The sequence below is a fragment of the Herbaspirillum sp. 1173 genome, assembly GCF_031455335.1.
Lineage (GTDB): Bacteria > Pseudomonadota > Gammaproteobacteria > Burkholderiales > Burkholderiaceae_D > Herbaspirillum > Herbaspirillum huttiense.
Genome location: NZ_JAVDSP010000005.1, coordinates 59,529 through 78,100, shown reverse-complemented (window position 1 = coordinate 78,100; position 18,572 = coordinate 59,529). Strand labels below are relative to the sequence as shown.

Sequence of the window (18,572 nt, the reverse complement as noted above, 5' to 3'; positions counted from 1 at the left end):
TGGCGCGGCCTTTGCGTCGGTATCGTCAGTCCCGTGCTCTTCCTCATTGATGACTGAAAGGACCTCGCCATGAAGATTCTCCACCTCGATACCAGCATCCTGGCCGATGCCTCCGCCTCACGTGTCCTGAGCGCGGCCATCGTCGATCATCTGCAGGCCCGGCATCCGCAAGCCCGGATCAGCGCACGCGATCTGGTGAGTGCGCCCATCGCCCACCTGGACGGTGCCATTGCCGCCGGCTTCCGCCAGCCCGGTGGCAGCGTCACGGATGCGGGCGTACTGGCCGAGCACGCGCTTTCAGAGACGCTGGTCAGCGAATTCCTCGACAGTGACGTCATCGTCCTGGGCGTACCGATGTACAACTTTTCGGTGCCCAGCCAGCTCAAGGCCTGGCTGGACCGTGTGGCCCAGCCGGGACGCACCTTCCGCTATACCGAACAGGGGCCGCTGGGATTGTCCGGTGACAAGGCGGTGATCGTGGCTTCCACGCGCGGCGGCATGTATTCCAGCGGACCGGCGGCGGTGATGGACCATCAGGAGTCGTACCTGAAGGCCTTCTTCAGTTTCCTCGGCATCCAGCGCGTGCGCTTCGTACGTGCCGAACGGCTGACCAAGGGGGCCGAGCTGCGCAGCCAATCCATGCGCGTGGCGCTGGACGAGATCCCGTCCGTCGTGGCCGACCTGCTGGCCAACTGATCGGGAGCGCATCATGATCTTTGCCATCGTCCTCACCTACACCCGCCCCATCGAGGAAGTGCAGCGGCACCTCGACCCGCACAAGGCCTGGCTTGCCGCGCAGCTCAAGCAGGGCCGCGTGATCTGCGCGGGCCCGCTGGCGGCGGGCGGCGGCGGACTCATCCTGGCTTCCTGCGCCGATGAAGCGGAACTGCACGCGATGATGGCGCTGGATGCCTTCATCCGCCAGGGCGTGGCCAGTTACCAGGCCCATGGCTGCACACCCGCCCTGGCTGCCGCTGGCTTCCCGGCGCACTGGGTGCCACAGGCCACCTTCATCGGATGAGGAGCGCAAGAGCGATGAAGCACAACCTGGACCGCCATCGCCTGCGCAGGCGTTGGATACTGGCCGGCCTGATGGCCTGGCTTTTTCTGATCCCGTTTCTCTCACCGGCCCAGACCATGCGTACGGAGCCCGCCCCCTTGATCGATATCGTCCTGGTCCACGGCGCGTTCGCCGATGGCTCCAGCTGGAGCAAAGTGATCGCGCTCCTGCAACGCAAGGGTTATCACGTGACGGCGGTACAGAATCCGCTCAGCAGCCTGGCGGCCGATGTGGCGGCTACTTCCCGCGTCATTGCGCGCCAGCCGCATCCGGTGCTGCTGGTCGGGCATTCGTGGGGCGGGGCGGTGATTTCGGAGGCCGGGAATCAGGAGAAGGTGAAGGGACTGGTCTATCTGTCAGCGCTGGCACCGGATTCCGGCGAGAGCGTGGCGCAGGCCTTGCAGCGCCTGCAGGCACCCATGCAGGGCCTGCAGCCGGACCACGACGGACTCATCTGGCTGGATGACCCCAAGGTATTTGCGCAGGTGATGGCGCACGACGTGGCGGTCGATCAGGTACGTGCGCTGGCGGCCGTGCAGCAACCCATTGCCGCCAGTGCCTTCGCGGAACCGGTCATGCACGCGGCCTGGCACGACAAGCCCGGCTGGTATCTGGTCACGCAGGGCGATCACGCCTTGTCGACCGCCGTGCAGCAGCAGTTTGCTGCTGCCATGAAGGCGCAGACCGAGACCATTGTTTCCAGCCACCTGTCGCTGGTCTCGCATCCGCGACAGGTGGCCGACCTGATTGATCGTGCCGCCCGTAGCCTGCATTGAAGGGGTGCAGCGGCGTTGCGCTCAGGGTGCCCGGTCTTCTACGGGCTTGGCCGTCTTGCGTATCTTGGCCACATCGGCCGCACTCACGGTCGCGCCGCGGTTGCCCCAGGCGGTCTGGATGTAGGAGGTGACTTCGGCTACCTGCTGATCGTTGAGCAGTTGGGCATAGGGTGCCATCACCAGCCCCGCCGTGGCGGAATCGGTGGAGGGCTGGCGCCCCCCTTGCAGGATGATGCGGATGGCCGAGGTGGCATCCCCGGTTTGCAGCACCGGATTGCCGGCCAGCGCCGGGAACGCCTTGCCATAGCCGGTGCCGTTGCTGCGATGGCAGGCCGCGCAGCGATCCAGATAGAGCGCTGCGCCCGGCGTCTGCGGACGTCCTTCGTAAGCCGCCGTGGCCGTGGCCTCGTCATAGCGATAAGGCTCGGCGCCGTTGCGTGGTGCCAGGCTCAACAGGTAACGCGACATCGCATTGAGATCGGCCTCGGTCATGTATTGCATGGAATGCTCGATCACGTCATTCATGGCACCGAAGGAAGCGGTGTACTGGTTGCGGCCGGTACGCAGGAATTCCACCAGGTCGGCCTGGCTCCAGCCCGCGATACCACCGCCATGTTCATTGCGCAGTGACGGTACGCTCCAGCCATCGACCACCTGCCCGCCGGAGAGATACAGGCGGCTGCTGTCATCCCGCAGCGACTTCTCCTGCATCGTGGTCGAGCGCGGCGTGTGGCAGCTGCCGCAGTGGCCCAGTCCTTCCACCAGATAGGCTCCGCGTGCCAGTTGCGCATCCGTCCCGGCCGGGGCCGCATAGGGCGCGGGCGTGGGCGCGAACAACTTGCGCCAGATCGCCAGCGGCCAGCGCATCGACAAGGGCCAGGGGATGTCATTGGCACGATTGGCCTGCGCCGAGGGCGGCACGGCCTTGGTGAAATACGCATACAGCGCCTGCATGTCCTCATCGCTCAGGCGCGAATAGGACGGATAGGGCATGGCCGGATAGACCGTATAACCCGCCTTGGTGACGCCGGTGCGCATCAGGCGCGCGAAGTCCTCATAGCTCCAGTCGCCGATGCCGTGTTCCTTGTCCGGCGTGATGTTGGTGGAGTAGATCGCACCGATCGGCGAGGCCAGCGCCAGTCCGCCTGCGAAGGGCGCACCTCCCTTGCTGGTGTGGCAGGCCACGCAATCCCCGGCGCGTGCAAGATAAGCACCGCGCAAGAGTAGCTGGTCATCGGCACTGGGGCTGTCTTTTTTGGCGACGCGCTCGGCCAGTGCCGCATCGGCCGGCGGCGTGGCCAGCGGACGCAGGGGGGCCGTTTCCCGGTTGAGCAGGCGCGCCCCCACGGGTGGCTTGGGTGGGGCAGGAACGCTCAGCGATGCATCGGCGTGCGCCAGGTTGTAGGCGGCACTGGCGGCCAGCGCCGCCGTACCGAGCGCCAGGGCGGAGATCAGGATCAGTCGTTTCATCATCGCTCCCGTCTTCACGCGCTGACCAGCGGTCGCGGGTCCTTCAGGTACTGCTCACGGATGGCGCGCGCCGACCAGTAGGTCAGCGCCACCGCCGCCCCGGTCGGGTTGTAGCCGATGCCCTGGGCAAACACGCCCGAGCCCACCGCAAAGACGTTGTGCACATCCCAGCTCTGCAGGTAGCGGTTCACCACGCTGGTGGACGGATCCGTGCCCATGGCCACGCCACCGGCCCAGTGCGTGGTCTGGTAGCTGCGCAGGTCGGGCGCGGCACCGAAGTCCTTGACCGTGACCTTGATCTCGCGCGCCTTCAGTTCGTGCGCGATCTTGACGGCCTGGTCGGTGACGTAGCGGCTCATGCGGATGTCGTTGTCCTTCCAGTCGAAGGTGAAGCGCAGCAGCGGCTGGCCGAAGGCATCCTTGTAGTTGGGATCGAGATCCACATACACGTCGCGATAGACCATGTTGGCGCCATGCACGTCGAAGGACATGGTGTTCAGATAGCTGGCCTTGACCGCACGCTTCCAGTCGCGGCCCCACTTGGGCGTACCGCTGGGCACGGCGATGCCCGAGATCGGCTTGGCCCCGGCCGGGTTGCACCAGATCGGCGAGCCACCGACGAAGCCCAGCGGGCCGTGGTCCATGTGGTCGCCATTGAAATCATCCACCGCCACGCCATTGCCACCGGCACCGATGAAGCCGTTGATGTTCTTGCCCGGATCGAAGAAGGCATTGATGGTCGACATCATCTGGAAGGCGATGTTGCGGCCGACCGCACCGGTGTTGCTCACCGGGTCATAGGGTTTGCCGATGCCCGAGAGCAGGAACAGCCGCGCATTGTTGTACGCGAAGGTACTGGCGATGACGATGTTGGCCGGCTGGAACACGGTATCGCCATTGGCATCCACGTAGGTCACGCCGGTGGCCTTCTTGCGGGTGCTGTCGAGTTCGATGCGCAGCACGTTGCAGCTGCTGCGCAATTCGAACAGCGCACTCTTGCGCAGGGCCGGCATGATGTTGACGTTGGGCGAGGCCTTGGAATAGTTGTAGCAGGCATAGCCGGAGCAGTAGCCGCAGAAGGTGCAGGGCCCCATCTGGCAGCCGTACTGGTTCACGTAGGGCGCCGAGGCATTGGCCGAGGGCAGGGTGAAGGGATGGAAGCCCGCCTGCTGCGCGGCCTTGCGGAACAGCGCGGCCTGGTATTGCTCCTTCTGTGCGGGCAGCGGGAAGTTGTCCGAGCGGTTGGCTTCGAAGGGATTGCCGCTGTCGTCGACCACCTTGCCGCCGACGCGGTAGGCGGTGCCGGAGGTGCCCATCATCTTTTCGGCGAAATCGAAATACGGTTCCAGTTCTTCGTAGGTCACGCCCCAGTCCTGCAGGGTCATGTCCTTGGGAATGAAACCCTTGCCGTAGCGTTCCTCGTAATGGCTGCGCATGCGCAACTCTTCCGGCAGGATGCGCCAGTGGCAACCCGACCAGTGCAGGCCGGCACCGCCCACGCCTTCGCCCGGCTTGAACATGGCGATCTGGCGATAGGGGATGGCGCTGTCACCGCTCTTGCGGCGGAAGGTGAACGAGGATTTGTTCAGATTCTGGAATAACTTGAAGCGCTGCTGGTATTCCAGCTCATTGATGGTCTTGGGATAGGCGCCATCCGGGTAGGTATCGCGATAGACGCCGCGTTCCAGCGCCACCACGCTTTGTCCGGCCTCGGTCATTTCCTTGGCCATGATGGCACCGGTCCAGCCGAAGCCGACGATGACGACGTCGACTGCTTTCATGTTCTTGTTGGCCATATGCTTGGGCTTTCGGGGTCAAACGATGCGAAGAGGGCAGTGATCAGCCGCGCGAGATCGGAGGCAGGGGATAGGTGCGGCCGTACTGGTCGACCCAGTCGTAATAGTCGGCGCGGGCACCGGGGAAGCCGATCATCTTCCACGAACCCATGCCCTTGTTGCCGCCATCGGTGGGGTCGCAGAAATAGCCTTCGTGCACGTTCTGCAGCAACAGGTTGAACAGCGCTGCAGGCGGGATGGTGGCCATCTTGAGGCTGCCCTGGTCGCCCTTCTCGAACTCGCCCATCATCTTTTCGCGTTGCTGGGTGTTCAGTTCCACATAGCCGTGGCCATACTGCTGGCGGATGGCCGCGTCGAATTCGGCCAGTCCCTTCTTGTACAGTTCGCGTGGCGGATAGGGCAGCTGGTAGCCGAATTCGGGCGGAGCGTCCGGGGTGAAGGGGCCTTGCATGTACCACAGCTGGCCCTGCCCGTAGGGGGTATTCATCTGCGCATCGATGAAGGCGGGCACGCCCGCTTCCAGCGCACCGGGCCCGGTCTCGTCGGCGGGGATGAGGGTATCGGCCAGGGCGCTCAGGAGCGCGAATTCATCCTGGTTGAAGAAGACGGGTTTGTAGGGGACGTTGCCGGCTTGTTCCTGGGCGGTGGCGCTCAGGCTGCCGGTGGTGACAGCCAGCGCGGCAGCGGGCGCGGCGGTCAGCGCGCCGCGCAGGAAACGGCGGCGATTGGCGGAGATGCTTATTTTTTTCATGGCGCGTTTCCTTGAGGGAAATCCGGAGCGTGAGCAAGGCCTTGCCTTGCTCACGGCCGAGCCATGATGCGCGCGATGACGCCGCAGGGGGATCAGTCATCCTGTGCTTTTGATGTGGGAAATGTCTGACGCGCGGCGCCGGGAGCCGGCGACGTCATCGCGATCTTGCGCTCAGACCACCTCGTCAATGAAGTGCCCCCGTCGCTTGCGCGGGGTGTCTTTGTCCTGTGCTCCGGCCTCGCCGTCCTGGTCGCCCGGGCTGTTGGCGGACGACTTGGTCGCCGATTGGGCCTCCTGCTGATCGCGTGCCTGCTGTTCCATCATCTGTTCCATCTTCAGCTCCAGTGCACGGATCTCGGCTTCGATGGCCTTGCGCATCTTGGCCACTTCCTCCGGCGGTCCCTGCAAGGCTGCCGCTTCCTTTTGCAGCTTGCCGATCTTCTTCATGATGGCCGCCACCCGATCGGCCACGCTGTTGCCCGGATCGTCTTCGGTGGCCGAGGCCTGCTGGTTGCGTCCGGTCGCGGCCAATCCGAGGTTGAGTGTGACATTGCTCATGCGCATCTCCTTGAAGTGTGCTGCGAAGTATAGACAGCGCAGCCGTGGCATCAAGGGACGTTGCAGATTGTCTACGCTGTTGGGCCTTTTATCTTGCGCATACCGTCTGTCAGCGTTTTCCGCCAGTCCGGACCGGCCGTGCACCGGGCGGGGTGTGCCTGGCCAGCGCCTGGATCATGGCCTGCAGCGCGCGCGTAACGGGCTTGTCGTGGCGCACGATCAAGCCCAGCTCACGCGTAAGCGCCGGTTCCATGGCGCGTACCTGCAAGCGGCGATGATCGGCCTTGCGCAAGGCCATGGCCGGGATGATCGCGTATCCCAGGCCATTGGCCACCATCTCCTTGATGGCTTCGACGCTGCCCAGCTCCATGCTGGGTTGCAGCCTGACCCCGCCGGCCAGTAGCCAGCCGTCGATCAACTGCCGGATGTTGGCACCGGGTTCGAAGTGGATCACCGGCAAGGCCGCCAGATGAATGGCCGTGGTTTTCCTGGGCAGGCGCGCGCCCTTGGCCGGGCCGATCACCACGAAAGGATCCTTCAGGGCTGGTGTGACCTGCAGGGCGCGGCTGCTCACCGGCAGCGTCACCAGCGCCAGGTCCAGCTGGTTGTGCTCGACACGCCGTACGAATTCGTCGGTATTGCCGGTGCTGACGACCACCTGCAAGGCCGGATGCTGCTGCTTGAGTGCGCTGAGCACGGGCGGCAGCCAATGCAGGCAGGCGGTGCCGCCGGTACCCAGGCGCACGCTGCCCAGTACGCCGTTCGCGTGATCGCTGACGGCTTCGCTGGCCTGTGCGGCGGTCTCCACGATCTGCCGGGCAAAACCCAGCAGGCTGGTACCTGCGGCGGTAGGGGCAACGCTGCGGCCCACTCGCTCCACCAGCTTCACTCCCATGCGGCGCTCCAGCTCGCGTACCTGCTGGCTGACCGCCGGCTGGCTTACGTCCAGCAGGGCAGCGGCGGCCGAGAAACTGCCGTTGTCCAGCACCTTGATGAAGGTGTCCAGCTGATCGATCGAGGAAATCTTCATATAAGAATCGCTTATGCAATGAATAAGGAGGATAACCTAGGTCATTTGCCATGGCCATGTCAGCATTCCCGACATGGATATCCCGACTCTACCCCCCAGCGCTGCCGTCACCCTGGCCGAGGCCCGCTCGGAACATGTTCCGGCCATGCTCGACATCTATGCCGTCTACGTCCTCACGGCCCTGTGTACCTTCGAGGAGGTGCCGCCGTCCCTGGCCGATATGCATCGACGCCTTGATCGCCTGCGCCGCGCCGGCCTGCCCTGGCTGGTCGCCATCGAGGCAGGGGAGGTGGTCGGGTATGCCTATGCCTCTCCTTATCGGACGCGTTCGGCCTATAACGGGACGGTGGAGAGTTCGGTTTACGTCAGCAATCGCCACCATGGCAAGGGGCTGGGCCTGCGGTTGATGCAGGCGCTGGTGGAACAGTGCCGTGCACAAGGCTATTCGCAGATGGTGGCCGTCATTGGCGACAGTGGCAACCTTTCCTCCATCGCCCTGCATCGCAAGGTTGGGTTCCAGCACGTCGGTACGCTCAGGCAGGTGGGCCGCAAGTTCAACTGCCTGGTCGATACGGTATTGATGCAGCTGCCGCTGGCGGCACGATGACTGTACCGACGGCGACCTCGGCGCGCGCCGGCTTGCTGCTGCTGTGTGCCGGCCGGATGCTGCAGGCCAGCGCAGCGACCTTGTGGGCTGGCAGCATGGTGCGCATGATGGCCGAATGGAACCTGAGCGCGGCGCAGGCGGGCGCGGTTCAGAGTGCCTGGACCCTCGGCTACATGGTGTCGCTGTGCGGCACGGGATTCATTGCCGACCGGGTCGGCCCGCGCCGCGTCGTGCTGGCCAGCGCCGTGCTGACGGCAGCCGCCATGCTGGTCTTCGCCTGGTTCAGCAACGGCCCGGCGCTTACGGCCTTGCTATATGGCCTGGTGGGCTTGTGCGCGGGCGGCAGCTACAGTCCGGCACTGCAATTGGTGGCCGGCAATGCTCAGCCGCACATACGCGGGCGCAGCATGGGCATGTTCATTGGTGCCGCCTCGCTGGGATATGGTTTGTCGCTGTTGCTGGTGGCCTTGCTGGCATCGCGCTGGTCGTGGCCGGAGACAAGCGCGCTGGTGGCGGGCCTGGTAACTCTTGGCGCGCTGCTGACGATGGTGGCGCTGACCAGGCTCAAGCCAGATGCCGTGGCGCCGGCGCAGCGCGAACATGCCCTGCGCACGACCTTGCGCGAGACCTTGCACGACAAGCCAGCCCTCTTCAGCAGCGCCGCCTATGCCGCGCATTGCTGGGAACTCATGGCCTTGTGGGCCTGGCTGCCGGCCTATCTGGCCTTCGTCGTCGGCCATGCAGGATTGAATCCTGAGCACGGACTGTTCATAGCAGCACTGTCACACGTTGTCAGTGTGGCAGGCAGTCTGCTGGGAGGATCGGCCTCGGACCGTTATGGTCGGGTACGGGTGATGATGCTGGCCACCTGCGCCAGTCTCTGCTGTTCTTTCCTGTTCGGCTGGATGGCGTCCGCACCGGTGTGGATGCTGCTGGTCTTTGCCGCGCTCTACAACTTGCTGGCCATCGCCGACTCATCGGTGTATTCCACCGCCTTGTGCGACGTTGTCCCGGCCTCGCGCCTGGGCACCGCGTTTGCGGTGCGTTCCTTGATGGGTTTCGGTGCCGGTGCCATCAGCCCGTGGTTGTTTGGCATGGTGCTGGACTGGGGTCAACGTACCTTTGCGCTGCCGGCCAGCGGCTGGACGCTGGCCTGGACTCTGGTTGGCGTGGGCGCGCTGGCGGGGCCCTGGTCGATCCGGCGCTTCCATCAGCTCTCGGGCAAGGCTGTCCCGGGTCGCTGAGGCAGCAGGCAGGCTGGCTGGGCTGCGCCATGGGACTTGGACCAGAGATCGATCTGATCGAGGATCTGCAGCAGTGCTTCCGCCTTCTCCGTCAACGCATAGTGGGTGGTGCGCGGAAAGTGCCCGCCTTCATATTTCACGAGCAGTCCCGCGTCCCCCAGTGCGCTCATGCGCTCACCGAGTACCTTGGCGGTGATCCCCGGCAAGCGGCTCAGCAGCTCGGCATGACGCAGTTTGTCTTCCCGCAGATGCCAGAGAATCACCGCAGTCCAACGATGGCCGAGGAAGGACAGCCAGTGTTCCACCGGACACTGGAGGGCATGCAATGCCACCGGGAGGTCCGGCGCGCAGGGCGGCGTACTTTCCATTTGGGAACTCCAGTGAACATCTGATTTACTCAGCGCCTCTTGTGCAGAGAAAGGATAAGGAAGTGACGAAGGTAACAGAACCGCAACGGATGAACCAGGCGTTTGCCGACGGTTTCAATGCGCGCAGCATGGATGATCTGATGTCGCTCTACGAAGCGCAGGCGCTCGTGCAGGGCAGCCCCGAGGGTGCCGTGCTGAAGGGGAATGCAGAGATACGCCAGATGCTCTCGGCACTGATGGAGCTCCCCGGCAGGATGACGGCCATCAATCACTTCTGCCTGCAGTGCGGCGAGCTGGCATTGCTGCGGGCAGACTGGCATATCACTGACGAAGCCGGCCACATCCTCGCCAGCGGCTCCTCGGCGGAAGTCCTGCGCCAACAGCCGGAGGGCCACTGGCTCTACTGCATCGATCATGCCGTGGGCAGCAGTCTTGCGCGAGTTGACGGGCTGGCACGGTAATGCTGGGCAATTGCACCACGCCTGCGGTGTTTCAGGACCGCTGGCACCGGCTGCAGGAGCGCTGCCGCACGCTGGATCTGGACGCGCTGCTGATCTGGTCGCGCGGCGGCGGCTCGGTCGATTGCGCCCAGGATCTGATCTACCTCGCCAATGTCTGCAGTGCCACGCCCCTGGTCCCCGATCTGCAAGGCGTCTGGTCGGGTCTTTCCTGCAGCGCGCTGGTGCTTCCCGCTCACGGCGAGCCGGTGCTGGTGGTGGATGCGTCGCGCTATCGCCGCCAGCAGATTCCGGTGCAGGACGTGCGCACTACCAGCATGGTCGCCGACACCGCCGCAGCGGTGCTGCACGAGCTTGGCCTGGGGCGGGCCCGCATTGGTCTGGTGGCTGGCGATGCGATGGCGCTGGCCTCGTATCGGAGGCTGCTGCAGGCCTGTCCCGAGGCGGAGTTCGTGCCGTGTGACAAGCTGGTCGAACAGATGCGCAGGATCAAGAGCCCGATGGAAATGGATCTGCTGCGCCAGTCAGCGCAATTGGGCAGCCATGCCATGGCGGCCATGATGCGCACGGCCACGCAGCCGGGATGTACTGAAGCTTATGCGGTCTCGATGGCCAGTCAGATCATCACGGCCGGTGGCGGGACGGTCATCGATGCAGCGACCGCCTCAGGTCCGCATACCGAGTTCTATGCCTTCGGACAGGCCCCCAGCTGGACCACCCGGATACTGCAGCAGGGCGACCTGTTCCACTGCGACCTGTATGGGTCGGCCATCGGCGGTTATCGCTTCGATCTCTCGCGCACGGTGGTCTGCGGCCGCAGTCCCTCTGCAGCGCAGCGGCACCTCATTGAGGCCGCCGCGCAGGCTGTCGCCGACGGTATCGATGCCGTCCGCCCAGGGGCCGTCGCCCACGACATCTGGCGCACGGTACGCGATAGCCTGCTGCGCGCCGGCATGCAGGCACCCCATCCCCTGGCGGGACATGGTTACGGCCTGGGCTGGGAAGGACCATGGCTCATCGAAGGCAGCCAGGATGTGGTTGAGGAGCAGATGGCGCTGAGTATCGAGACCATCGCCGCCTTGCCGGGCGTGGGATGCGCGAAGTTCGAGCAGGATATTCTGGTGCATGCAGGCGGATGTGAACTTCTCACCGCAGCCTGCCCCGCGTTCATGTGGTAAACGCGCCAGGATCTTCATCCTCCCGTTTGCCGCGTGATCCTTGCCTCTTGTGGCGTGGCCTCTTCGGGCCACGCTTCTTCATTTTCGTTCATATCGCCATCCAGCCAGGCAGGCCAGGATAGCCATCGCCAGCATCAGCAGCGCCATGCTCGATGTCGCGGTGATCCCGGCGGGAAGGACCACGCTGGCGGCGCTGGCCAGAGATCCCAGCAGCATCTGCAGGCAGCGCATGACGCCCGACGCAGCCCCGGCCACATGCCCGAGATTGAGCAGGGCCTCATGGTTGGCCGCCGATGCGAGCAGTCCGAAGCTGAAGACCACCAGCCCTGCCAGCACCGCCAGAGCCGCAACGTGCAGGCCTCCAGTCACGTTGAGCAGGTTGATGGCCAGCACGCTGGCCAGCATCAGGCCCAGGCCGCTGCGGATCAGCCGCGGTCCGGAGAGGCCTCGCCGCGTCAGGCGCGCGTTGAGCTGTGCACCTGCCACGATACCCATGGAACTGGCGGCAAACACCACTGCAAACAAGGTTTCGGACATGCCGAACTGGCCCACATAGGCATTGGCTGCGGCAGCGATGTAGGTGAACATGCAGGCGAAGGCGAAGCCGTAGATCAGTGCATGGCGGCGCAGACCCGCATCCTTGAGCACCATCGCATAGGTTTCGGCCAGCGCGGCCGGATGCAGCGGACGGCGCATGTCTGCGGGCAGGGATTCGCGAAACAGGAAGATTGCATACAGCAGCAACAGCAGGCCGAGGATGGCTTGCACGACATAGATGGCGCGCCAGTGCGTCAGCAGCAGAATCATTCCGCCGAGCACCGGTGCCGCGATGGGCGCGATGCCCTGTACGGAAACCACCTGGGCCATGCGGCTTCTGGCTGCAGGTCCGGTGTAGAGGTCCCGCAGGATGGCTACGGGCAACGCGGCGCAGGCACCAGCGGCGAAACCTTGCAGCAATCGTGCCGCCAACAGAAGCGTCCAGCTGGAACTGAGCGCAAACAGGGCCGCAGCAATTGCGAACAGGCTCATGCCCCCGATGAGCAGCGCGCGCCGGCCGAAGCGGTCTGCCAGGGGGCCGCATACGATGGGCGCGACCGAAAAACCGGCAAGGAATACGCTCAGTACCAGGGCGCCTTGTCCAGCCGCATGGCTGATCTCGGATTCGATGGCGGGAAGTCCCGGCAAGCCCATATCGATGGCCATGGGCCCCAGGCCTGACAGTCCTCCCAGAAACAACATGAAAGATTTTCCGTCGCGTGTATCGCTCATCACATCGTCTCCCTGGTGGTCTGGCGGCCTTGTTCTCATTGACGACGGCTGGCCGACAGATACCCGGATCGGAGGACGGGCAAGGCGCAACACCTTCGCATGCAGCGCTGGCCGCATCGCGGCCAGCGAGCAGCCATTCTAGTGGACGCGGTAGCAGGGAGACAATGCAGGTTTTCCCCTAGATGCCGCCGCTTGCGCAAGCGGAACGGTCAACCAGGCGGAGATGCTCAGGCAATCACGGGTAGCTGGAAAGTCCGCACCGAACGCGCTAGTTCCCCCGCTTTGTCATTGAGGAAAATCGAGGCCGCCGTCGCCTCTTCCACCAGCGCCGCATTCTTTTGCGTGAGGTCGTCGAGCTGGATCAGCGCCTGGTTCACTTCGCCGATGCCGGTGCTCTGTTCCTGGTTGGCCGAAGAGATGTCACGCATCACGCTGTTGACGCGGGCAATACTATCCACCACCTGCTGCATGGCCGCCCCGGCCTCGCGCGACAGTTTGCTGGCCGCGGCGCTGCTGTCCACCGACGCCAGAATCAGTTGCTTGATCTCGCGCGAGGCCGCTGCCGAACGCTGGGCCAGCGTGCGCACTTCGGTCGCCACCACCGCAAAGCCGCGCCCCTGCTCTCCCGCACGCGCCGCTTCCACCGCCGCATTCAGGGCGAGGATGTTGGTCTGGAAGGCCAGGCCCTCGATGACCGAAATGATGTCCACGATCCGGCCCGAGCTGGTATCGATTTCCTGCATCTGCGCGATGACGCGCTCCACCACTTCGCGCCCGCTGCGGGTCGCGGCCGATGCTTCATCGGACAGGCGACAGGCCAGCGCCGACTGGTCGGCGGTGTAGCGCACCTTGCTGCTCAGTTCACCCATCGAGGCCGTGGTCTGCTGCAAGGAGCTCGCCTGGATTTCGGTGCGCTCGGAGAGATCGTGATGTCCCTGCGCGATCTGCTGGCTGGCCGAGGCCACCGCCTGCGCATTGTGATTGACCAGGCCGACCACGGCGATGAGCTTGTCGCGCATCTCGCGCATGGCCGCCATCATGCTGGCCTGGTCACGTCCGGCCACCGGTACCGTCACCACCAGGTTGCCGCCGGCGATCTCGTGCGCAACATGCAGCGCGTCATGCGGTTCGCCGCCCAGGCTCTTGCGCATGCCGGCAATGAGTGCGTAACCCGCCCCGCCTGCAAAGACCAGGCAAGCCACGAAGCACGCTCCCATCAGCCAGCGCGCGCGCTGGCTGTCCCGCTGGCTCTGCAGTTGCAGCTGATGATTGCGTTCGGTCTGGACATCGATGAGTGCCTGGATCGCCGCCTGCAATTGCGCCAGCGCCGGATTGAGTTGCGTGGCCAGCCAGCGGCCGGCTTCCTCGCGCTGTCCGGCCATACTTAGTTGCACGAAGTATCCAAAGGCTGGTTCGGCCTTCTGGTCGTTCACGGTGAAGACGGTTTGCGTCAGTTGCCGCATCTGCTCATCGGACACCAGTGCCAGCAGTGCCTTGCGCTGCTTGATGAAACGCTCATGCGCCGCGCCCCCGCGCTGCATGGCCGCCTCGGCCGCCGCCTTGTCGCTGATGATGATGACGCTCTGGAAGGATTCCACTCCGATATGGACCTGCCGCGACAGGTCCTGTGCCAGCGCCAGCTTGAGATTGCCGTCGTTGACCACGGCATCGAGCTTGCCGGTGACGAGCTGCAACTGCCATAGCCCGATCACGCCGGACAGGATGCACAGCAGTACCAGCGTGCCGAAGGTGAGGCCGATGCGCAATGCCAGGGGCAGAGGACGCGTGGTGCCAGGCTGGGTGTCCATGAGCGGAACTCCTGCAAATGAGGTCGCCGGCGATGGCCGGCAGGGAAGAGGCCCGCCACCGGCCGGCCTGGCCGATGGCGGGAGTGCCAGTCCGTGAGCCGCGTCAGAACGGCAGGATGGCCTTCACGTAGAACTGCTTGCCCTCGGGGCGATTGCGAATGTCATATTCCTGCTGGAACTTGGCGGTGACCACCAGGCCTTTGCCGTTGTCGTATTTGAGGTTGGGGCCGATGGCCAGTGCCTGCGACTTGCCGGCTGCGGCATTGGGGCCGCTGTCATTGGTCACCTGCTGATAGACATAGCCGCCTACCCCGGCCACCAGGCCGTTGCCGAAGCCCCAGCCCAGCGCATAGTCGGCGTGGATGGCCTGGCCCGAGCGGGTTTGCGTGGCACCGTTGCGGCCGTTGAAGTCATACATCAGCTTGACGTCGGCATTGACGCCTTCGCGCTGGATGTAGCTCAGGGCCACCAGCGGCTGGTAGACCCAGATGTTCTTGCCAAGGCTGGAGGGATTGTCGCTGCTGTACTGGCCGCTGGGCATGGTGATGTCGAAGCCGACGGCGTAATGCAGGGCCGGCGAGGCGTGATACGCCAGGGCCGGGCCGACGGTGATGTCACCCAGGCCGCGGCTGTGGAAATTGCGGCCGCCTGCACGCACATCCACATCCAGCAGCGGTGCCAGTGCGTGGAAGGCCAGCTGGCCGCCGAGGATGCTCTGTTGCGTGACCCACACCACGCGCGGTGCCAGCACGCCGACCTGCACGCGGAAGTCCGGCGGGCCGATGTCCTGGCCGTTGTTGCCGCGGATATGGTCGTATTGTGCAAAGCCGGTATAGACCATGCCGTAGACCCCCGGTGGCGGCAGTGCGCCCGAACCGAAGTTTTCCAGCCCGTCCGGATAGGACGGCAGGCCGCTGCCGTCGATGGCATGGGCCGGCAGACAGGCCAGGGCCAGGCCCAGGCTGCAGCCCAGTCCCAGGGCGCGTGCCAGCAGTGTGCGTGGTGCGTTCTTCATGGTTTCCCTCTGTGTGTGAAATGGTGGTGGCAGGTCAGGTGCAGACGACGCGCTCGCTTCAGCACTTGCCGCGGCCCCAGCGTGCTGCGGTGTGAAACACCGGCGCGGGTGGCGGAGTGGCCTGGCGTGTAGATGAATTGAGGCGGATCAATGATCGCGGCAGTGCTCGCAAACCGATGATCCAGATCCGGTCATCGCTATCCCCTGAGTGCAGGAACTTGCGCCATCGCCGAACCCGGCCATGCCGCGCGGCAACGCGCGCCGCCTGCCGGACCCGGCTTTTCAAATTGCCGCAAACGATGGATAGCCCGTGCGCGCTGCGGATAGGGCCTTGCGGCTTGCTGCGTCCATCATGCATTGCAGGCGCAGCGAGCAAGCGATGCTCTTCTCCCTGCATCACCACAACCGACAACAGAGGGTTAGCGCAATGAAAGATCTCGAAGGCAAAGTGGCGGTCGTCACCGGCGGTGCCACCCTGATCGGTGCAGGCGTGGTCCGCCGCCTGCGCAGTTATGGCGTCAAGGTGGCGCTGTTCGACATCGACGCCGACGGCGGCCAGCGCGTGGCCGGTGAAGACCGCAGCGCCTGTCGCTTCTGGCGTGTGGACATCACCGATGACGCGCAGGTGGCCAAGGCCGTGGAAGAAGTGGCGGCGCACTTCGGCCGTCTCGATTTCCTGGTCAACCTGGCCGCCTCCTATCTCGATGACGGTGCCGCTTCCTCGCGCCAGGACTGGCTCAAGACCCTGGATGTGAATCTGGTCAGCGCCGTCATGGCTGCCCATGCGGTGCGGCCTTATCTGGTCAAGGCGGGCGGCGGTGCCATCGTCAACTTCACCAGCATCTCGTCCAAGGTGGCGCAGACCGGGCGCTGGCTCTATCCGGTCTCCAAGGCAGCGCTGGTGCAGGTCACGCGCAACATGGCCATGGATTTTGCGGGTGACGCCATCCGCGTGAACTCGGTCTCGCCCGGCTGGACCTGGTCGCGCGTGATGGATGAACTGACCGGCGGCGACCGCGCCAAGACCGACCGCGTGGCGGCCGATTTCCATCTGTTGAAGCGCGTGGGCAACCCGGAAGAAGTGGCTGATGTGGTGGCCTTCCTGCTGTCCGGCCACGCTTCCTTTGTCACCGGGGCCGATTACGCCGTCGATGGCGGCTATTCCGCCATGGGGCCGGAGCAGGCCGTGCCGGCCATTCCGCGCCTGGCGCAGTGAAGCCATCAATGATTCATACGATTTAAAACATTTAAACAATTTTCAACGGTCGGTTCGCATCATTCAGCTGATCCGGATCGATTGACAACGAGAGGAGAAACATCATGCGTAGCATCGCGATCGTAGGTGGTGGTCAGGCCGGTCTTCCGCTGGCATTCGGTCTGCTGGAGCAGGGTTATCAGGTCACCGTGGTGACCAATCGCACACCCGATGACCTGCGCAACGGCAAGGTCATGTCCAGCCAGTGCATGTTCGATCCGTCGCTGCAGATCGAACGCGATCTCGGCTTGAATGACTGGGAACAGCAATGTCCGCCGGTGCAGGGCATCAGCTTTGCCGTACCGCATCCGGAGGTGCCCGGGGCCAAGGCCATCGACTGGAGCGCCCGCCTGGACCGTCCGGCGCAGGCCGTGGACCAGCGCCTGAAGATGTCGTCCTGGCTGGAACAGGTGGAGGCGCGCGGCGGCAAGGTCCTGATCCAGGATGCCGGCGTGGCCGAACTGGAGGTCCTCTCCGAGCAACATGACCTGGTGATCCTGGCCGCCGGCAAGGGCGAAGTGGTCAAGCTCTTCGAGCGCGATGCCGCCCGTTCTCCCTTCGACAAGCCGCAGCGTTCCCTGGCCCTGACCTATGTCCATGGCCTCAAGCGTCAGCCGGACTATTCCAGCGTGGCCTTCAACCTGATCCCCGGCGTCGGCGAGTACTTCGTGTTCCCGGCCCTGACCCTGTCCGGCCCGTGCGACATCATGGTCTTCGAGGGCATTCCCGGTGGTCCGCTGGATTGCTGGCGCGAGGTGCGGACTCCGCAGGAGCATCTGGCCACGTCCAAGGACTTTCTGCGCAAGTTCCTGCCGTGGGAGGCCGAGCGCGCCGAGCACGCTGAACTGACCGATGACAAGGGCATCCTTGCCGGTTCGTTCGCGCCTACCGTGCGCAAGCCGGTACTGACGCTGCCGTCCGGCCGCCTGGTCTTTGGCCTGGGTGACGCCGTGGCCACCAATGACCCGATCACCGGGCAAGGGGCCAACAATGCCACCAAGGCAGCCAAGGTCTATCTCGATGCCATCCTGGCCCATGGCGACAAGCCCTATACCCGTGACTGGATGGAGCAGACCTTTGAACAGTTCTGGGATTACGCCAAGTGGGTGGTGCAGTGGACCAACTCCCTGCTGACCCCGCCGCCACCGCACATCCTCGGCCTGCTGGGTGCAGCCGGACAGATGCCCTCACTGGCCAAGGAAATCGCCGAAGGCTTCAACCACCCGCCGCGCTATTTCCCCTGGTGGGCCGATGCCCAGGCCTGCGAGGAACTGGTGGCCGGCCATCAGGCCAAGGCCGTTGCCGTCGCTGCATAAGGAGCCATCATGTCGTCCATTGCAACCCTGGCCTTGGCCGAAACCACGCCTGATCTGCAGGCGCAACCGGCCCCGTGGGGCCAGACCGACCTGGCACCGCGCACCCTGCGCAACCTGATGGGGGCCTATCCGACCGGCGTGGCCATCGTCACCATGCGCACCCGCGACGGACGCGACGTCGGGCTGACCATCAATTCCTTTGCCTCGCTGTCGCTGGATCCGCCGCTGGTGCTGTGGAGTCTGGTGAACCACTCGCCCAACCTGGAGGCCTTCCGCGACTGTGCGCACTTCGCCATCAACGTGCTGGCTGACGGACAGGAAGAGCTGGCGCGCCGCTTCGCCACCCCGGCCATCGCCGACAAGTTCGAGGGCGTGGCCGTGGCCCAGGCACCGGAAGGCCTGCCGGTGATCGCCGGTGCGCTCACCGTGCTGGTGTGCGAGAACGACCATAGCCGTACCGTGGGCGATCACCTGCTGATGGTCGGGCGCATCGTGCGCACCGGCCACCAGCCCGCCGCACCGCTGGTGTTCCATGCCGGGCGCTTCACCGCCCTGCAGGCGGCGGCCTGATGGCCTCCTGATTTCATCCTGTTCGCATCACTGAAGGAGCCCT

General features: G+C 64.8%; 19 protein-coding genes. 10 read left to right on the top strand and 9 right to left on the bottom strand.

The features are described 5' to 3' along the window. Positions 1 to 69: 69 nt before the first annotated feature. Genes J2X56_RS17080 through J2X56_RS17070 form a run of 3 tightly spaced genes read left to right on the top strand, consistent with a single transcriptional unit; the run spans position 70 to position 1,836 of the window. Positions 70 to 696, top strand: a complete 627-nt coding sequence (locus J2X56_RS17080) for an FMN-dependent NADH-azoreductase (protein WP_121040950.1) — start codon at positions 70 to 72, stop codon at positions 694 to 696. A gap of 13 nt (positions 697 to 709) precedes the next feature. Next, positions 710 to 1,021: a YciI family protein gene (locus J2X56_RS17075; protein ID WP_121040948.1), complete on the top strand. Its 312-nt coding sequence runs from the start codon at positions 710 to 712 to the stop codon at positions 1,019 to 1,021. Between the two features lie 14 nt (positions 1,022 to 1,035). Beyond that, a complete protein-coding gene (locus J2X56_RS17070) occupies positions 1,036 to 1,836 on the top strand; it encodes an alpha/beta fold hydrolase (RefSeq protein ID WP_121040946.1) in 801 nt (266 codons plus the stop codon). A gap of 21 nt (positions 1,837 to 1,857) precedes the next feature. Here J2X56_RS17070 and J2X56_RS17065 read toward each other — a convergent pair whose 3' ends face one another. From J2X56_RS17065 to J2X56_RS17045, 5 genes are all read right to left on the bottom strand, one after another. After that, entirely contained in the window at positions 1,858 to 3,309 is a 1,452-nt protein-coding gene (locus J2X56_RS17065) for a cytochrome c (RefSeq protein ID WP_209569433.1), read from the bottom strand. 11 nt (positions 3,310 to 3,320) lie between these two features. Beyond that, positions 3,321 to 5,102, bottom strand: a complete 1,782-nt coding sequence (locus J2X56_RS17060; RefSeq protein WP_034334785.1) for a GMC family oxidoreductase — start codon at positions 5,100 to 5,102, stop codon at positions 3,321 to 3,323. 43 nt (positions 5,103 to 5,145) lie between these two features. Next, the gene (locus tag J2X56_RS17055) at positions 5,146 to 5,853 is read right to left on the bottom strand and encodes a gluconate 2-dehydrogenase subunit 3 family protein (protein WP_134134317.1); all 708 of its coding nucleotides are present in this window, start codon (positions 5,851 to 5,853) and stop codon (positions 5,146 to 5,148) included. Positions 5,854 to 6,024: 171 nt separating this feature from the next. Next, entirely contained in the window at positions 6,025 to 6,411 is a 387-nt protein-coding gene (locus J2X56_RS17050) for a FlxA-like family protein (RefSeq protein WP_209569432.1), read from the bottom strand. A gap of 109 nt (positions 6,412 to 6,520) precedes the next feature. Beyond that, a complete protein-coding gene (locus tag J2X56_RS17045) occupies positions 6,521 to 7,441 on the bottom strand; it encodes a LysR family transcriptional regulator (RefSeq protein WP_310161132.1) in 921 nt (306 codons plus the stop codon). Positions 7,442 to 7,514: 73 nt separating this feature from the next. Between J2X56_RS17045 and J2X56_RS17040 the strand changes: the two genes are divergently transcribed. Then, positions 7,515 to 8,048 carry a GNAT family N-acetyltransferase gene (locus J2X56_RS17040; protein ID WP_209569430.1) on the top strand — a complete coding sequence of 178 codons (534 nt, stop codon included), beginning with the start codon at positions 7,515 to 7,517 and terminating at the stop codon, positions 8,046 to 8,048. Next, a complete protein-coding gene (locus tag J2X56_RS17035) occupies positions 8,045 to 9,292 on the top strand; it encodes an MFS transporter (protein ID WP_209569429.1) in 1,248 nt (415 codons plus the stop codon). The genes J2X56_RS17040 and J2X56_RS17035 overlap by 4 nt, the downstream gene beginning before the upstream one ends. Here the strand turns inward: J2X56_RS17035 and J2X56_RS17030 are convergent. Next, positions 9,259 to 9,660, bottom strand: coding sequence for a helix-turn-helix domain-containing protein (locus J2X56_RS17030; protein ID WP_209569428.1), 402 nt, complete (start codon positions 9,658 to 9,660; stop codon positions 9,259 to 9,261). The two genes, J2X56_RS17035 and J2X56_RS17030, sit on opposite strands and share 34 nt — an antisense overlap. 62 nt (positions 9,661 to 9,722) lie before the next feature. On the opposite strand from J2X56_RS17030, the gene J2X56_RS17025 reads away from it, so the two are divergent. Beyond that, positions 9,723 to 10,121: a nuclear transport factor 2 family protein gene (locus tag J2X56_RS17025; protein ID WP_209569427.1), complete on the top strand. Its 399-nt coding sequence runs from the start codon at positions 9,723 to 9,725 to the stop codon at positions 10,119 to 10,121. After that, positions 10,121 to 11,296, top strand: a complete 1,176-nt coding sequence (locus J2X56_RS17020; RefSeq protein WP_209569426.1) for a Xaa-Pro peptidase family protein — start codon at positions 10,121 to 10,123, stop codon at positions 11,294 to 11,296. The genes J2X56_RS17025 and J2X56_RS17020 overlap by 1 nt, the downstream gene beginning before the upstream one ends. A 78-nt stretch (positions 11,297 to 11,374) precedes the next feature. Here the strand turns inward: J2X56_RS17020 and J2X56_RS17015 are convergent, their stop codons facing one another. The 3 genes from J2X56_RS17015 to J2X56_RS17005 all read right to left on the bottom strand — a co-directional run bounded on the left by J2X56_RS17015 (position 11,375) and on the right by J2X56_RS17005 (position 15,388). Then, complete coding sequence (locus tag J2X56_RS17015; RefSeq protein ID WP_209569425.1) at positions 11,375 to 12,535, bottom strand: Bcr/CflA family efflux MFS transporter; 1,161 nt, start codon at positions 12,533 to 12,535, stop codon at positions 11,375 to 11,377. A 257-nt stretch (positions 12,536 to 12,792) separates the two neighbouring features. Continuing rightward, positions 12,793 to 14,373, bottom strand: coding sequence for a methyl-accepting chemotaxis protein (locus tag J2X56_RS17010; protein WP_310161118.1), 1,581 nt, complete (start codon positions 14,371 to 14,373; stop codon positions 12,793 to 12,795). Positions 14,374 to 14,476: 103 nt separating this feature from the next. Next, positions 14,477 to 15,388, bottom strand: coding sequence for a transporter (locus J2X56_RS17005; protein ID WP_209569423.1), 912 nt, complete (start codon positions 15,386 to 15,388; stop codon positions 14,477 to 14,479). Between the two features lie 427 nt (positions 15,389 to 15,815). Here J2X56_RS17005 and J2X56_RS17000 point away from each other — a divergent pair, with 427 nt between their 5' ends. From J2X56_RS17000 to J2X56_RS16990, 3 genes are all read left to right on the top strand, one after another. Next, the gene (locus J2X56_RS17000; RefSeq protein WP_039783210.1) at positions 15,816 to 16,604 is read left to right on the top strand and encodes an SDR family oxidoreductase; all 789 of its coding nucleotides are present in this window, start codon (positions 15,816 to 15,818) and stop codon (positions 16,602 to 16,604) included. A 104-nt stretch (positions 16,605 to 16,708) separates the two neighbouring features. Continuing rightward, positions 16,709 to 17,959, top strand: a complete 1,251-nt coding sequence (locus J2X56_RS16995) for a styrene monooxygenase/indole monooxygenase family protein (RefSeq protein ID WP_286866643.1) — start codon at positions 16,709 to 16,711, stop codon at positions 17,957 to 17,959. Between the two features lie 117 nt (positions 17,960 to 18,076). Beyond that, positions 18,077 to 18,529, top strand: a complete 453-nt coding sequence (locus J2X56_RS16990; RefSeq protein ID WP_310161574.1) for a flavin reductase family protein — start codon at positions 18,077 to 18,079, stop codon at positions 18,527 to 18,529. Positions 18,530 to 18,572 lie beyond the last annotated feature (43 nt).

Coding starts and splice junctions, on each gene's coding strand:
- J2X56_RS17080 (WP_121040950.1), top strand. CDS start 70: ATGAAGATTCTCCACCTCGATACCAGCATCCTGGCCGATGCCTCCGCC.
- J2X56_RS17075 (WP_121040948.1), top strand. CDS start 710: ATGATCTTTGCCATCGTCCTCACCTACACCCGCCCCATCGAGGAAGTG.
- J2X56_RS17070 (WP_121040946.1), top strand. CDS start 1,036: ATGAAGCACAACCTGGACCGCCATCGCCTGCGCAGGCGTTGGATACTG.
- J2X56_RS17065 (WP_209569433.1), bottom strand. CDS start 3,309: ATGATGAAACGACTGATCCTGATCTCCGCCCTGGCGCTCGGTACGGCG.
- J2X56_RS17060 (WP_034334785.1), bottom strand. CDS start 5,102: ATGGCCAACAAGAACATGAAAGCAGTCGACGTCGTCATCGTCGGCTTC.
- J2X56_RS17055 (WP_134134317.1), bottom strand. CDS start 5,853: ATGAAAAAAATAAGCATCTCCGCCAATCGCCGCCGTTTCCTGCGCGGC.
- J2X56_RS17050 (WP_209569432.1), bottom strand. CDS start 6,411: ATGAGCAATGTCACACTCAACCTCGGATTGGCCGCGACCGGACGCAAC.
- J2X56_RS17045 (WP_310161132.1), bottom strand. CDS start 7,441: ATGAAGATTTCCTCGATCGATCAGCTGGACACCTTCATCAAGGTGCTG.
- J2X56_RS17040 (WP_209569430.1), top strand. CDS start 7,515: ATGGATATCCCGACTCTACCCCCCAGCGCTGCCGTCACCCTGGCCGAG.
- J2X56_RS17035 (WP_209569429.1), top strand. CDS start 8,045: ATGACTGTACCGACGGCGACCTCGGCGCGCGCCGGCTTGCTGCTGCTG.
- J2X56_RS17030 (WP_209569428.1), bottom strand. CDS start 9,660: ATGGAAAGTACGCCGCCCTGCGCGCCGGACCTCCCGGTGGCATTGCAT.
- J2X56_RS17020 (WP_209569426.1), top strand. CDS start 10,121: ATGCTGGGCAATTGCACCACGCCTGCGGTGTTTCAGGACCGCTGGCAC.
- J2X56_RS17015 (WP_209569425.1), bottom strand. CDS start 12,535: ATGTTGTTTCTGGGAGGACTGTCAGGCCTGGGGCCCATGGCCATCGAT.
- J2X56_RS17010 (WP_310161118.1), bottom strand. CDS start 14,373: ATGGACACCCAGCCTGGCACCACGCGTCCTCTGCCCCTGGCATTGCGC.
- J2X56_RS17005 (WP_209569423.1), bottom strand. CDS start 15,388: ATGAAGAACGCACCACGCACACTGCTGGCACGCGCCCTGGGACTGGGC.
- J2X56_RS17000 (WP_039783210.1), top strand. CDS start 15,816: ATGAAAGATCTCGAAGGCAAAGTGGCGGTCGTCACCGGCGGTGCCACC.
- J2X56_RS16995 (WP_286866643.1), top strand. CDS start 16,709: ATGCGTAGCATCGCGATCGTAGGTGGTGGTCAGGCCGGTCTTCCGCTG.
- J2X56_RS16990 (WP_310161574.1), top strand. CDS start 18,077: ATGGGGGCCTATCCGACCGGCGTGGCCATCGTCACCATGCGCACCCGC.